Below are 13,521 nucleotides of genomic sequence, written 5' to 3'. Positions count from 1 at the left end.
GGCGATACGACCGCATGCTCCATCCTGAAGGCGCTCATCCCTCACCCCAACCCTCTCCCGCACGGGAGAAGGGGCCCGCCGCGCTGCCCGCGCCGTCATCCCGAGACCGCGAAACGGAGCCCTGGAATGACGCTGTGCTTCACCTCTCCCGTCCGGGAGAGGTCGAGTCGGCGCGAGCCGACCGGGTGAGGGGTGCGACTTCTCCGGACAACGCGCACCCCTCACCCCAACCCTCTCCCGCACGGGAGAGGGGGGCCGTCGCGCCGAACCGGACCGGGGCTGCCGATTTTCCAGCCCGTTGCAACGCGATCAGGCGCGGCTCTAGCGCTTGCCGCCGCGGCCCTTGTATTTCGGGCGCTGGCCGCCGAGCCCTTGCGTCGAGCGGGGCTTCGGGCGCTCCTGGAACGGCAGGGCGCCGCCGAGAGGCAATTCGCGGTCGGTGCCCGGGCCCATATTGTCGAGGCTCGGCTTGGCGATGCGCGAGCCCTTGCGCCCGTACTTGCCGGCCTCGCGCTCCACGTCGGATTGGCGCGCCATCGGGTCGTCGGCGACGAGGAGCTCGGTGGCCTGCAGGCGCTTGAGCTCGTCGCGCAGCCGCGCGGCCTCCTCGAAATCGAGATCGGCCGCGGCCCCGCGCATGCGCTTCTCGAGATCCGCCATGACGGCCTTGAGGTTGTGGCCGACCGTGATGGCGTCCTTGGCCAGCCCCGTATCCACCTTCACGTGGTCGCGCTCGAACACGCTGTCGAGGATGTCGGCGATGCCGCGCTTGACCGATTGCGGGGTGATGCCGTGCTCGGCATTGTAGGCGAGCTGTTTCTGGCGCCGCCGCTCGGTCTCCGCCATCGCCCGCTCCATCGAGCCGGTGATCTGGTCGCCGTAGAGGATGCAGCGGGCATCGGCGTTGCGGGCCGCGCGGCCGATGGTCTGCACCAGCGAGGTCTCGGAGCGCAGGAAGCCTTCCTTGTCCGCGTCCAGGATCGCCACCAGGGCGCATTCGGGGATGTCGAGGCCCTCGCGCAGCAGGTTGATGCCGATCAAGACGTCGAAGGCGCCGAGGCGCAGGTCCCGGATGATCTCGATCCGCTCCAGGGTGTCGATGTCCGAGTGCATGTAGCGGACCCGGACATTGTTCTCGTGCAGGTACTCGGTGAGGTCCTCGGCCATGCGCTTCGTCAGCGTGGTGACGAGCGTGCGGTAGCCGGCCTGCGCCACCTCGCGCACCTCGCCGAGCAGGTCGTCCACCTGGCTCCGGGCCGGGCGCACCTCGATCACCGGGTCGACGAGGCCGGTCGGGCGGATCACCTGCTCGGCGAAGACGCCGTCGGTGCGCTCCATCTCCCACTTGCCGGGCGTGGCCGAGACATGGACCGATTGCGGGCGCATCGCGTCCCATTCCTCGAAGCGCAGCGGCCGGTTGTCGAGGCAGGAGGGCAGCCGGAAGCCGTATTCGGCGAGCGTCGCCTTGCGGCGGAAATCGCCCCGGTACATGCCGCCGATCTGCGGCACCGTGACGTGGCTCTCGTCGGTGAACACGAGGGCGTTGTCGGGCAGGTACTCGAACAGGGTCGGGGGCGGCTCGCCGGGCTTGCGGCCCGTGAGGTAGCGCGAGTAGTTCTCGATGCCGTTGCAGGCGCCGGTGGCCTCGATCATCTCGATGTCGAAGGTGCAGCGCTGCTCGATGCGCTGCGCCTCGATCAGCCGGCCCATCCGGGTCAGCTCCTCGACGCGGCCGTTGAGCTCGGTCTTGATGCCCTTGATCGCCTGCTGCAGCGTCGGGCGCGGCGTGACGTAGTGGGAATTCGCGTAGACCTTGACGAATTTCAGCTCGTTGATCTTCCGGCCGGTCAGCGGGTCGAACTCGACGATCGACTCGATCTCGTCGCCGAAGAGCCCGATGCGCCAGCCGCGATCCTCCAGGTGGGCGGGCCACAATTCGATCACGTCGCCGCGCACCCGGAAGGTGCCGCGGGCGAAATCCGACTGGATGCGCTTGTACTGGAGCGCCACCAGGTCGGCGATGAGCTGGCGCTGCTCGATCTTCTCGCCGAGGCTGACCGTGAACGACATCGCCGTGTAGGTCTCGACCGAGCCGATGCCGTAGATGCACGAGACCGAGGCGACGATGATGACGTCGTCGCGCTCGAGCAGCGCCCGGGTGGCCGAGTGGCGCATCCGGTCGATCTGCTCGTTGATCGAGCTCTCCTTCTCGATGAAGGTGTCCGAGCGCGGCACGTAGGCCTCGGGCTGGTAATAATCGTAGTAGGAGACGAAGTACTCCACCGCGTTGTCGGGGAAGAAGCTCTTGAACTCGCCGTAGAGCTGCGCCGCCAGAGTCTTGTTGGGCGCCAGGATCAGGGCCGGGCGCTGCGTCGCCTCGATCACCTTCGCCATCGTGAAGGTCTTGCCCGAGCCGGTGACGCCGAGCAGCACCTGGTCGCGCTCCTGCGCGTTCACGCCCGCGACCAGCTCCGCGATGGCGCGCGGCTGGTCGCCCGCCGGGGAGAATTCGGAGGCCAGCCGAAAGGGCACGCCGCCTTCCGATTTCTGCGGCCGCTCGGGCCGGTGGGGCACCCAGGTCTGCCCGTCCTTGAACAGCGGGTTGCCCTCGGTGAGGAGCTTCGAGAGCGCGTCGACCGTGGCCGAGACGCCGTCGGCGGCGAGCGAGGTCTCCTGCGCCTCCACGGCGCCCTCGGGGGCCGGCCCGTCCGCGCCGTCGCGCAGGCCCAGCGCCTGGGCGAGGCGCGGGTCGAGATCGGCCGCCCCGCCATGCGCGAAGGTGGCCTGCGGCGCCTCGCCGAAGCCCGTCGCGGGCGCGTCGGGCTTGCGCGCCCGGCCTTTCCGCTTCGGCTCGGGGAGGGCGGCCGGCCGCGGCGGGGTGTTGCTCACCTCGGGCAGGCGGTTGCGGTTGAGGGCCGGGTTCAGCAGCTCGGCCAGGAACGGGTCGAGGGGCTGCAGCTCGGGCTTCGACGCCTTGCCGGAGGCAGGGCGGGGCTTCTTCGGACTCGGCATGGTTCGAATATGGCGGTTCGGGACCGAACCGGAAAGGGCAGCCTCAGGCGACCGCGACCGCGATGGTCGCGCCGTCCATGAGCGAGAAGCGGATGCCGGCCGCGCGCAACGCCGCGACGGCCGCGTGGCGGGAGCGCTCCGCCCCCTCCGCGCCGTCCTCCAGCCGGCGGATGGTGGAGAAGGAGAGCCCGCTCACCGTGGCCAGATCCGTCATCGACCAGTCGAGGAGCGCCCGCGCGGCGCGCATGTGATGGCCGGTGACGCGCTCCTCCAGGCTGCGCCGCAGGTCATCCGAGGGCGGCGGCAGCGGCCGGTCCACCGGTCCGATGAAGTTCGTCCAGCTCTCGACAGACCCGAGGGCATTGCGCATCGGCACCATGACGAAGCGGAACCGCGCCCGCTCGCCGCCCGCCAGCGTGATGCGCGGGGTGACGTGCACGATCTGCTCGCTGAGGTAGAGCTCGCGCCCGTAGCTGCGCCAGTGCTGGCGCTCGTCGGCGACGACCGGGCGGGTCGGCTCCTCCAGCAGCGCCGCCTTCGGCAGCCCGGTCAGCGCCAGGTACTCGGCGGAGAAATCCGTGAACGGGTAGCACAGGGTCGAGGAGACGTAGCAGCGGGTCTGCTGGAACAGGGCCCAGCGGCGCCGCTTCTCGGCGGCCTGCGCCCGGGCGAGCCGCTCCTGCTCGGTGACGTCGAGGAGGAAGCCCGCGGCCGCGCGCGGGCGCCCGTCCGGCGAGAAGCTCACCTCGCCGCGGCTCTGGAGCATCCGCTCGCTCCCGTCCGGGCGGATCACCCGGAAGCTGTGGTTGCCCAGGATGCCGTCCCGCATCACCCGCCCGCCGGTCTCGAGCCTCTGGCGGTCCTCCGGATGGACACGGGAGAGCAGCAGCGCGTAGCTCGGCCTGACGCTGTCGGGTTCGAGGCCGAGCAGCCGGTACAGGCCCGGCGACCAGACCTGCAGGTTCGTCGCGAAGGTCCAGCCCCAATTGCCGGTCAGGCCGTAGCTCTCCACCAGCCGCAGGAACTCGCGCGACGAGAAGACGAGGGAGGCGGCGCTGGGGGGCGGGTTCATCATGGGCCTCAGAGCTTGGCGACCGCGATGGTGTTGCCGTCGAGGAGCGAGAAGCGGATGCCGGCCGCCCGCAAGGCGGCGGCGGCGGCGTGGCGGGAGCGGGATGCGGTGGCCTCGCCGTTATCCTCGAGGCGCCGGACCGTCGAGAAGGACAGGCCGCTGGCTTGCGCGAGCTCCATCATCGACCAGCCGAGCAGCGCCCGCGCCGCGCGCAGGTGCCCGCCGTCGAGATTCTGCTCCAGGCCCTGCTGGAGCTCGCCGCCGGAGGCGGCCATGTGCGTCTCCATGGGCGTGATGGCGGCCGTCCAGCTGGAGAGCGACCCGTCCGACTCGTAGACCGGCACCACCGTGTAGCGGAACCGCGCACGCTCCCCGTCGACGAGCTTCAGGGTGGGCCGGGTGATGAAGGGCTTGCCGGTGCCGAGGAGGCGCGGGGTCTCCTCGAGCCAGCGCGACCATTCCTCCGGGACGACATGGGCCAGCCAGTTGTCCAGCAGGTCCTGCCGCGTCAAACCGGCCAGGGACACGAGGTCGGCCGGATACTCGACGAAGGGCACGACCCGGTTCGAGCAGGTGAAGATGCGGGCCTGCTGCGCCAGCGCGTGCTCGCGCTGCTTCTCGATCATGCTGATCCGGCTGAGCGTCTCGCGCTCGCTCACGTCCATGATCATGCCGGCCGCGTTCCGTGGCTGTCCCTCCGGCGTGACATAGACCTCGCCGCGGCTCGACAGAATCCGCATCGTTCCGTCCGGGCGGATCACCCGGAAGACGTGGCTGCGCAAGGTGCCGTCCTGCCGAACCTGGTCGGGCGTATCGAGGCTCGCCCGGTCATCGGGATGGACGAGGCTCAGGAGCAGCGCGTAGCTCGGCCTGACGCTGTCGGGTTGCAGGCCGAGCAGGCGGTAGAGGCCCGGCGACCAGACCTGCGCGTTCGTCGCAAAGGTCCAGCCCCAGGTGCCGCTCAGCCCGTAATTCTCGATCAGCCGCAGGAATTCCTGCGACGAGAAGGCCGGGAGGGCGGTGTTCGGGAAAGCGATCACGGCTGGCCTCAGATCCGGGCCACGGCGAGGAGGTCCCCGTCGATGAGCGAGAAGAGGATGCCGGCCGCCCGCAGCGCGGCGACGGCCCGGTGGCGGGAGCGGGCGGCCGTGGATTCGCCGTCCTCCTCGAGGCGCCGGACCGTCGAGAAGGACAGGCCGCTGGCTTGCGCGAGGTCCATCATCGTCCAGCCGAGAAGATTCCGCGCCGCGCGCAGATGGCGCCCCTCCACCATCGTCTCCAGGGCCTGGCGGCCCTGGCCGGTGGCGCGCAGGGCCCGGCCGACCGCCGGCCGCACGAACAGGATCCATTCCTCGATGAGCCCGTCCCGATCGCGGATCGGGACCGGGCTGGTTCGGAAATCGGCTCTCTGCCCGCCAACCAGGATGAAGGGATGGACCTGCGTGAAGGGTTGGCCGCGGGCATACCCGACCTCGAAATTCTCGCGCGACGCCTCCCGCGCGTCAATCGGCATCACCCGGAAGGAATCCTCGGCCATATGCTCGTAAGGCAGGCCGGTCAGGATCACGGCCTCGGGCGGCGGGGCGAAGGGATCGGTGGCCTCCGGCGCGGGCGAGAAGCTGCGCCGGAACGAGAAGATGCGGGCTTCCTCGAACAAGGCGCGGCCGATCGCCCGCTCGCGTGCCAGGACCTGATTGAGGCGCTCCTGGTCCGTCACGTCGAGGAGCAGACCGCGCGCCGCGCGCGGGCGACCGTCCGGACCGACGAAGACCTCGCTTCGGCACTCCACGATCCGCACGCTTCCGTCGGGCCGGACGATCCGCACGGTGTGGTTGCGCGGCAGCCCGTCCCACTTGATCTCGGCTTCGGTGTCCAGGATGTTCCGGTCCTCCGGGTGCACGAGGCTGCAGAGCAGCGCGTAGCTCGGGTGAACGAAGCCCGGCTCCAACCCGAGGATGTGGAAGACGCCCGGCGACCAGACGTGTTCGTGCGTGGCGAACGTCCATCCCCAGGTTCCGGTCAGGCCGATCCGCTCGATCAGGCGCAGGAACTCGCGGGACGAGAAGGCAAGCGTCTCGGCGCTCAGTCGCATTCCCACGGATGCGCCTCACACCTTCGCGACTGCGACCGCGACGGTCGCGCCGTCGATCTGCGAGAACCGGATCCCGGCCGCCCGCAGGGCCGCGATCGCCGCGCTTCGCGAGCGGTCGGCGGCGCCGTTCGGGTTCTCTTCGAGGCGCCGGACCGTCGAGAACGAGAGGTGGCTCGCCTCGGCCAGATCCGTCATCGACCAATCGAGAAGGCCGCGCGCCGCGCGCAGGTGATGGCCCTCGATCGTCGCGTCGAGGTCGCTTACCTCCCGGCGGGCGTCGCCGGAATCCTCGTCGATCGGCTCGGCGAGGCCGATCCATTCCGTGATGACCCCGTCGGGCCGCCGCATCGGCACCAGCGTCATCTCGAACGATCCGTGGCCGCCCTCCCGGCGGGCGAGCAGCCCGGTCGCCGTGAAGCTGCGGCCGGTCTCGAACCCCGCCGTCAGATTCGCCCGCCAGCGCGCCCGCTCGTCCGGCGGGAGGTCCACGAGCAGGGCCCATTCCGGCGCATCCTGCCCGCCATGCCCGGGTGTGAAGACGTGCAGGGTGACGCCGGCCTCGTCGCGCAAGGCCTGCCTGCCCTTCAGGGCGACGCTCTGGGCCCGCTCGCGCTGCTTCTCGCCCGTGACGTCGAGGACGATGCCGGCTGCGGCGAAGGGCCGGCCATCGGCGGTGCGGTAGGTCTCGCCGCGGCTCGACAGGATGCGCATCGATCCGTCCGGGCGGATCACCCGGAAGCTGTGGCTGCGCAAGGTGCCGTCCTGCCGGATCCGGTCGGGCGTATCGAGGCCGGCCCGGTCATCGGGATGAACGAGGCTCAGGAGCAGCGCGTAGCTCGGATCCACGATGTCGGGTTGCAGGCCGAGCAGGCGGTACAGGCCCGGCGACCAGACCTACGTGTTCGTCGCGAAGCTCCAGCCCCAGGTGCCGGTCAGCCCGTAATTCTCGATCAGCCGCAGGAACTCCCGCGACGAGAAGGGCGGATCAGGGGTGACGTGGGGGTAATTCACGGGCGCGTCGTCCTGCATGAACGCTCACGACGTTCCGGGTCTGCGCGTTTCAGAATCGTGCTGACGGCGATATTCGCGCAGCAAATTCCGGTCGATCCAGCATTGGCGATTCCGCACGATCCGTAAACAGTCGTACATTCTCGAAGCTTGGCGGGACCATCGGGGCAAGTTCTGAAAATTTCGGTTCCGACGCCGTGACCACAAAAAGTGAACACGACCCGTAATCTTAGGAAACTAACATAGGATAATCATGGATTCTTCGAGGTTTCAAGGGGCCTGGAATCGCTTGTGTTCACGTCTGCGTCGGTCCGTCACCGCCCTGATCTCGTGAAGCGGCCGGGCGAAGGGCCGGCGCGCCGGGCTGGACAGAACCCGGCCTTGGCGCCAGATGCGCGGGATCGCTCTCCGCACGAGGCCCCGATGGACACCCCCCCGAAATCGCCGCCCGCCCTCGACGACGCGACCCTCGCCTTCGCGGGCCGCGTCTTCCAGCACGCCCGGATGGGCCATGCCGAGGAACTGGCGGAGCTGTTCGGCCAGGGCCTTCCGGCGAACCTGCGCAACGACAAGGGCGACAGCCTGCTGATGCTCGCGGCCTATAACGGCCAGCCGGACGCCACCCGGGTCATCCTGGAGGCCGGGGGCGACCCGGAACTCGCCAATGACCGGGGCCAGACGCCGCTCGTGGGCGCCGCCTTCAAGGGCGAGATCGAGATCGCCCGCCTGCTCCTCGCCCACGGCGCCGCCGTCGATGGCGGCGGCCGCACCGCGCTGATGACGGCGGCGATGTTCAACCGCGTCGAGATGGTCGACCTTCTCCTCGCCCACGGGGCCGATCCCGACCGCCGCGATCCGGGCGGCCAGACCGCCGCCGAGATGGCCCAGGCCATGGGGGCGGCCGACACTCCGGCCCAGCTGGCGCGGGCGCCCCGGCCGGGCGCCTGAGCCGCCACGCCGATCCGAACACGACATCACGCCGAACGAACCCTAGGGAGGAACCGACCCCGCATGAGCCGCCTCGCTTTCCGCCCGCGCGCCGCCGCCCTCGCCGCCGCCCTGGTGCTCCTCGCGCCGGCCGCCCGCGCCCAGGAGGGGGCCGCGGATTGGCCGATGTTCGGGGGCGGCCACGACAACCGGCACTACGCGCCGCTGGCGGCGATCGACCGGGGCAATGTCGGGCGCCTGCGCCCGGCCTGGATCTTCCAGACCGGCGTGACCGGCTATTTCCAGGCCGAGCCCGTGGTGGTGGACGGGGTGATGTACGTCTCCACCACCGGCAACCACGTGGCGGCGCTCGAGGCGAAGTCGGGCCGGGTGCTCTGGACCTACACCCACAAGGCCCGCACCGAGAAGATCTTCGGGCCGCCCTCGAACCGGGGCGTCGCGGTCTCGGGCGGCCTCGTCTACGAGGCCACCATGGACGGGCGCGTCATCGCCCTCGACGCGCGGACCGGCAAGGTCGTGTGGGACCACGAGGCGGTGCGCCCCGAGGAGGGCGAGACCGAGACGGCCTCGGCGCTGGCGGCGCAACTCGGCGACAAGCCGATTCAGGGATCGAGCCGCCTCGGCTTCAAGATGCCGCCCCTCGTCGCCGACGGGCTCGTGATCGTGGGCGTGGCCGGCGCCGGCTACGGGCTCCATGTCGAGGACGACAAGGGCGGCCTCGACGGCGGCTCGGTGGTGGGGATCGAGGGCGGCTACGGCCGGCGCGGCTGGCTCGCGGCCTACGACGCGAAGACCGGCGCCGAGCGCTGGCGCTGGTACGTCACCAAGGCGGATGGCTGGGAGGGCGGCTTCGTCGCGACGACCGCGGACGGCGAGCCGCTCCACCGCGACATCGCGGCCGAGCGGGCCGCCGCGCCGCAGAACCGCGAGGCCTGGCGGGTGGGCGGCGGCTCCCTCTGGATGACGCCGGCCTTCGACCCCGATCTCGGCCTGATCTTCCTCGGCACCGGCAATCCGGCGCCGCAGAATTTCGGCCTGACCCGGCCGGGCGACAACCTCTACACGATGAGCCTCGTGGCCCTCGACGTGAAGTCCGGGGCGTTGCGCTGGCACTTCCAGCAGGTGCCCCACGACGAGTGGGGCTACGACGTGGCGAGCCCGCCCTTCCTGCTCGACTACCCGACGCCGCAGGGGCCCGTGAAGGCGGTGGCGCAAGGCTCCAAGACCGGCTGGCTCTACGTCCACGACCGGGCCACCGGCAAGCTCCTGGCCCGTTCCGAGCCGCTGATCCGGCACAAGAACCTCTACGCACCGCCCACGCCCGAGGGCACGATCGTCAGCCCCGGGCCCCTCGGGGCGATCTCCTGGCACCCGGTCGCCTACGACGCGGCGACGGGGCTCGCCTACGCGCAGATCCGCCACGGGGCGGCGACCTACACGGTGAAGACCGTGCCGGCCGCGCCGGGGCGCCCGGAGATCCGCTACACCGAGACCAGCGAGGCGCGGGGCGAGCCGTCCTTCAGCACCCTCACGGCCGTCGACCTCGCTCAGGGGGGCGCGATCGCGTGGTCGCAGAAGGCCGGGAGCCGGCTCTCCGGCGGCACCCTCGCGACCGCCGGCGGCCTCGTTTTCTCCGGCGAGGAGGACGGGCATCTCGACGCCCACGACGCGCGGACGGGCGAGATCCTGTGGCGCTTCCAGTGCGGCGCCGGCATCGGCGGCCCGCCCGTGAGCTTCGCCGTGGACGGGCGCCAATACGTGGCGGTGGCGGCGGGCGGCGCCTCCTTCACCAAGGGCTCCGGCTTCGGCACGGGCGACGCGCTGGTGGTGTTCGCGCTGCCGGATTGAGGCGGGAGGGCGCCGTCAGCCCGCGATCATCCGGTGCGAGGCGCGCAGGCGCAGGCCGAACACCGCCATCATCATCATGCAGCAGGTGGCGTTGTTGCCGTTCAGGAGCACCGATTCGAACGAGGCCGAGATCACCGCGAAGAACCACAGGCGCAGGAACAGCATCGTGGCCGGGTCGATGCCCTGTCCGGCGGTGATCCGCTGCAGGTCGCGCACGGGCGCGATCAGGTAGGCGAGAAGGACGAGCGCGAGCCCCGGCATCCCGAGCATCAGGGCCGCGTCGATATAGGCGTTGTGGCCGTGGCGGGCCGTGTTCACCCAGGTCTGGATGTCGCCGGTCGCGTACATGGTGCGCTCGGTCATCCAGAAGGCGCCGTAGCCCCAGCCCTGGAGCGGCCGCAGCAGGATGTTCTCCACGGCGAATTCCCAGATCTCGCTGCGGCCGGTGAACGAGGCGTCGCTCAGCACCACGTCGAGGAGGTCCTTCACCGGCGGGAGGAAGACCGAGCCGATCGAGACCAGGGCGAAGCCCGCGACCGGGCCGAGCAGCAGGAGCGTGCGCAGGAAACCGCCCCGGAAGACGCGGCAGAGCGTCGTCACCGCGAAGACCACCGGCAGCGTCGCCAGCGCGGTCTTGGAATTGGTGCCGATCAGGAAGGCCGCGGCGAGGAGCACGAGCAGCCAGCCGTAGAGGCGGCTCGCGCTGGCCGCGACGTAGAACCCGACGAAGATGAGGATCACCATCACGGCGCCCGCCTCGTTCTTGAACGGGAAGATGCCGCGCCAGAGCCCGGCATGGCTCGGATCGGCCTGGACGTCGAAGGGCGAGTGCACCGCGAGATGCGGCACCAGGGCGACCCCCAGGAAGGACGGGATCAGGATCACCAGGGCGGCGGCCGCCAGGGTCAGGGCGAATTGCCGGGCGGAGCGGGCCACCACCAGGATCCCGGCCGACAGCATGGCGGCGATGACGAGCAGGATCGCCCGGCGGACCGACAGCAGCGGCTCGACCGAGGTGAAGATCGTGATCGCCAGCCAGGTCGCCAGGGCGAGGAGCGGCCAACTCGCCAGGGGCCGGAGCCGCTCGAGGCCGAGGCGCCAGAGGGCTCCCGCCATGGCGAGGCCGAGACCGAGGAACAGGAGCTGCGTCACCAGGCTGCCGTCCTCGGCGGCCGCCAGCAGGGTGCGGTCGCTGAGATCGCTGAACCAGAGGTGGTTCCAGAGCACGACCAGCGTGGTGCCGTTCAGGGCGACCCGCTGCCAATCCGGGAGATCGCGGGCGGGGCGCGCGCCGGCAGCCGGCTCGAGGGCGTCGATCTCAGCTGCCGAAGACACGGGCGGCGCGGCCTCATCGCGTGGGACGAGCGTCGGGAGAGGCTCGAAGATCCATCCTAGCCCGGAAACCCCGGGGCCGGGGCGCCGGCTGCGCCGTCATGCCCAGCTATCGCCCCGTAAGGTTGACGGCACCGGGCGCCTCAGCGGACGCGCGCCGCCGTCAGCGGGCGGGGCGCCGTCTGGCCTTGCAGGAAGGCCGCCATCTCGGCGAGCTCGGGCGCCTTCGAGCGGAAGGTCACGGAGAGCGCCAGCAGGGTGTCGGCATGGTCGAGGCCCGGATAGACCCGCTCCTGCACCGGCACGTGGGCGGCGCGCAGCTTGGCCGCGAGGCTCTGGGTGTTGCGCGGGCGCACGACCGTGTCGCCGTCGCCCGTGGCCAGGAAGGCGGGCGGCGAGTGCGGCCCCGCGAAGCTGATCGGCTGGGTCGCGGCCGGGTCCGGCGCCTCGCCGAACACCTGGGCGGCGGTGCCCTTGTCGAAGGGCAGGAAGTCGTAGGGGCCGGAGAGCCCCGCCACCGCCCGCACCACCTTCGGGTCGACGCCCGCCGCCCGCAGGTAGCGCGGATCGAGCCCGAGCATCACGGCGTTGTAGGCGCCCGCCGAGTGGCCGGCGAGGACGATCCGGCGCGGGTCGCCGCCATAGGCCGCGATGTTGTCGCGCACCCAGGCGATGGCGGCCGCCCCGTCCTCCAGGAATCCGGGGAAGCGCACCTCCGGATAGAGGCGGTAATCCGGCAGCACGGTGACGAAGCCCTGGGCGGCCAAGGCCTGCCCGACGAAGGCGTAATCCTCCTTGGTGCCGCTCTTCCACGAGCCGCCGTAGAAGAACACCAGGACCGGCGCGTTCGTCGCCCCGGCCACCGGCACGAACACGTCGAGGCTCTGGCGGGGGTGGTTGCCGAAGGGCTGGTTCTTCAGGGCCTGGCGGCCGCCGCTGTCGCGCGGGCCGATGGCGTCGAACAGCGCCAGCGGCGAGCAGGCGCTGATGCCGAGCGCCGCGAGGGCGAGGCAGGCAAGGCTGACGATGGCGGTGAAGGCTCTGATCATGAATCTCTCGGCTGGCCCCCCCTGATCGCATGCCGGTTCGGGCGGATTCATGACCAAGGTAGGATTTCGGACGATGGCGGCGCCGCGCTCACGTCCTCAGGACGATGCAGGCGCCCCCGACCTGGCGGATCCGGCCGCAGAGGCCGTCGGCCGCCTGCCGGCTCTGGGCCGGGATGCGGATGCGGTAGAAGGCCCGGGTGCCGCGGTTGCGCAGGCGCGTGCCGATGATCATCGGCCGCACCTCGCCGATCACCTGCGCGTAGGCCGAGCGCGCCCGCGAGAAACTCTGCAGCGCGAGCGATTTCGAGAAGTTCCCGGCAAGCTGGATCCCCCAGGGCGCCGCCGGCCCCTCGTTGAGCCCGGGCGCGAAGCGGTCCCCCCGCGAGGGGATGCGGAGCGCCGCGGTGACCTGGAGGCAGGTCTGCGGCGCCTCGGCGCGCGTCTCGGCAACGGCCCGCTTCTCTGCCCTGGCCTTGTCCGAATGCGCCTCCGCGTCCTTTCCGGATTCTTCGCCGCTGCCCGAACCCTTGCCTTGAGCGGATTCTTTGTCCCTGGCGGAATCCTTGTTCTTGGCGGGATCCTTGTTCCTGGCGGAATCCTGACCCTCGGGCGGTCCCATCTCGACGGCGCTGCCGGCACCGCGCCAATCCTCCGCGGGCTGGCCCGTGATGGCGTAGACGTAGGAGCGGGTCTCGGCGGGCAGCCCGCCCGAGCCCGCGAGCCAGTTCGTGACCCGGCCCGGGCCGCCGTTATAGGCCGCCGCCGCGAGGCCGAGATTGCCGAACTGGCGCCTCAGATCCGCCAGCAGGTGGGCCGCATGCGGGATCGCCTGTTCGGGGTCGAAGGGATCGAGGAGGCCGCGCTCCCGCGCGGTGCCGGGCATGAACTGCGCCACCCCTTGCGCCCCCACCGGGCTGACGACGCCGACCCGGAAGCTGCTCTCGCGCCAGATCAGCCGCGTCAGGAACGGCACGGGCAGGCCCCGCGCCTTGGCGGACCCCTCGATCAGGCGGCAGAGGGCTTGCTCCACGGTCTCGGTCGCGCCCTCCGAGGGCGCGGCGGCGGCGGGAGCGGCGAGCAGGAGGGCGCCGAGCAGGGCGGCCGGCATCCGGAGCGAGGGCATGTTCACCGCGCCGGTTCTAGCGTGAACCGGCTCAGGT

At 71.1% G+C, this 13,521-nt stretch carries 11 protein-coding genes; 2 read left to right on the top strand and 9 right to left on the bottom strand.

Annotation, left to right across the window (positions count from 1 at the left end):
- Window positions 1-321: 321 nt before the first annotated feature.
- Genes uvrB through F6X53_RS33585 form a run of 6 tightly spaced genes read right to left on the bottom strand, consistent with a single transcriptional unit; the run spans window position 322 to window position 7,205 of the window.
- The gene (gene uvrB, locus F6X53_RS02880) at window positions 322-3,012 is read right to left on the bottom strand and encodes an excinuclease ABC subunit UvrB (protein WP_150997033.1); all 2,691 of its coding nucleotides are present in this window, start codon (window positions 3,010-3,012) and stop codon (window positions 322-324) included.
- A gap of 43 nt (window positions 3,013-3,055) precedes the next feature.
- Window positions 3,056-4,087, bottom strand: a complete 1,032-nt coding sequence (locus F6X53_RS02875) for a PAS domain-containing protein (protein ID WP_244965510.1) — start codon at window positions 4,085-4,087, stop codon at window positions 3,056-3,058.
- A 5-nt stretch (window positions 4,088-4,092) separates the two neighbouring features.
- Window positions 4,093-5,124 carry a PAS domain-containing protein gene (locus tag F6X53_RS02870; RefSeq protein ID WP_191970667.1) on the bottom strand — a complete coding sequence of 344 codons (1,032 nt, stop codon included), beginning with the start codon at window positions 5,122-5,124 and terminating at the stop codon, window positions 4,093-4,095.
- A gap of 8 nt (window positions 5,125-5,132) precedes the next feature.
- Window positions 5,133-6,176 carry a PAS domain-containing protein gene (locus F6X53_RS02865; protein ID WP_150997029.1) on the bottom strand — a complete coding sequence of 348 codons (1,044 nt, stop codon included), beginning with the start codon at window positions 6,174-6,176 and terminating at the stop codon, window positions 5,133-5,135.
- Between the two features lie 15 nt (window positions 6,177-6,191).
- Window positions 6,192-7,055 (bottom strand): PAS domain-containing protein, encoded by an 864-nt coding sequence (locus F6X53_RS02860; protein ID WP_150997027.1) that lies wholly within the window; start codon window positions 7,053-7,055, stop codon window positions 6,192-6,194.
- 15 nt (window positions 7,056-7,070) lie between these two features.
- Window positions 7,071-7,205, bottom strand: coding sequence for a hypothetical protein (locus F6X53_RS33585; RefSeq protein ID WP_280525989.1), 135 nt, complete (start codon window positions 7,203-7,205; stop codon window positions 7,071-7,073).
- A 402-nt stretch (window positions 7,206-7,607) separates the two neighbouring features.
- On the opposite strand from F6X53_RS33585, the gene F6X53_RS02855 reads away from it, so the two are divergent.
- Window positions 7,608-8,132 carry an ankyrin repeat domain-containing protein gene (locus F6X53_RS02855; protein WP_150997025.1) on the top strand — a complete coding sequence of 175 codons (525 nt, stop codon included), beginning with the start codon at window positions 7,608-7,610 and terminating at the stop codon, window positions 8,130-8,132.
- Window positions 8,133-8,195: 63 nt separating this feature from the next.
- On the top strand, window positions 8,196-9,980 hold the full coding sequence (locus F6X53_RS02850; RefSeq protein WP_150997023.1) for a pyrroloquinoline quinone-dependent dehydrogenase: 1,785 nt from the start codon (window positions 8,196-8,198) through the stop codon (window positions 9,978-9,980).
- Window positions 9,981-9,995: 15 nt separating this feature from the next.
- Here F6X53_RS02850 and F6X53_RS02845 read toward each other — a convergent pair whose 3' ends face one another.
- The 3 genes from F6X53_RS02845 to F6X53_RS02835 form a co-directional block, all read right to left on the bottom strand.
- On the bottom strand, window positions 9,996-11,315 hold the full coding sequence (locus tag F6X53_RS02845) for an O-antigen ligase family protein (RefSeq protein WP_150997021.1): 1,320 nt from the start codon (window positions 11,313-11,315) through the stop codon (window positions 9,996-9,998).
- A 140-nt stretch (window positions 11,316-11,455) separates the two neighbouring features.
- Window positions 11,456-12,361: an alpha/beta hydrolase gene (locus F6X53_RS02840; RefSeq protein WP_150997019.1), complete on the bottom strand. Its 906-nt coding sequence runs from the start codon at window positions 12,359-12,361 to the stop codon at window positions 11,456-11,458.
- An 88-nt stretch (window positions 12,362-12,449) separates the two neighbouring features.
- Entirely contained in the window at window positions 12,450-13,484 is a 1,035-nt protein-coding gene (locus F6X53_RS02835) for a lytic transglycosylase domain-containing protein (RefSeq protein WP_191970666.1), read from the bottom strand.
- Window positions 13,485-13,521 lie beyond the last annotated feature (37 nt).

It is taken from the genome of Methylobacterium soli, assembly GCF_008806385.1.
GTDB classification, from domain to species: Bacteria; Pseudomonadota; Alphaproteobacteria; order Rhizobiales; family Beijerinckiaceae; genus Methylobacterium; species Methylobacterium soli.
Note: the sequence above shows the minus strand (reverse complement) of the source record. Positions and strands in the feature narration are given on the sequence as shown.

What these genes read in the sequence shown, in the direction of transcription:
- uvrB (WP_150997033.1), bottom strand. Translation starts at nt 3,012, where the DNA reads ATGCCGAGTCCGAAGAAGCCCCGCCCTGCCTCCGGCAAGGCGTCGAAG.
- F6X53_RS02875 (WP_244965510.1), bottom strand. Translation starts at nt 4,087, where the DNA reads ATGATGAACCCGCCCCCCAGCGCCGCCTCCCTCGTCTTCTCGTCGCGC.
- F6X53_RS02865 (WP_150997029.1), bottom strand. Translation starts at nt 6,176, where the DNA reads ATGCGACTGAGCGCCGAGACGCTTGCCTTCTCGTCCCGCGAGTTCCTG.
- F6X53_RS33585 (WP_280525989.1), bottom strand. Translation starts at nt 7,205, where the DNA reads ATGCAGGACGACGCGCCCGTGAATTACCCCCACGTCACCCCTGATCCG.
- F6X53_RS02855 (WP_150997025.1), top strand. Translation starts at nt 7,608, where the DNA reads ATGGACACCCCCCCGAAATCGCCGCCCGCCCTCGACGACGCGACCCTC.
- F6X53_RS02850 (WP_150997023.1), top strand. Translation starts at nt 8,196, where the DNA reads ATGAGCCGCCTCGCTTTCCGCCCGCGCGCCGCCGCCCTCGCCGCCGCC.
- F6X53_RS02840 (WP_150997019.1), bottom strand. Translation starts at nt 12,361, where the DNA reads ATGATCAGAGCCTTCACCGCCATCGTCAGCCTTGCCTGCCTCGCCCTC.
- F6X53_RS02835 (WP_191970666.1), bottom strand. Translation starts at nt 13,484, where the DNA reads ATGCCCTCGCTCCGGATGCCGGCCGCCCTGCTCGGCGCCCTCCTGCTC.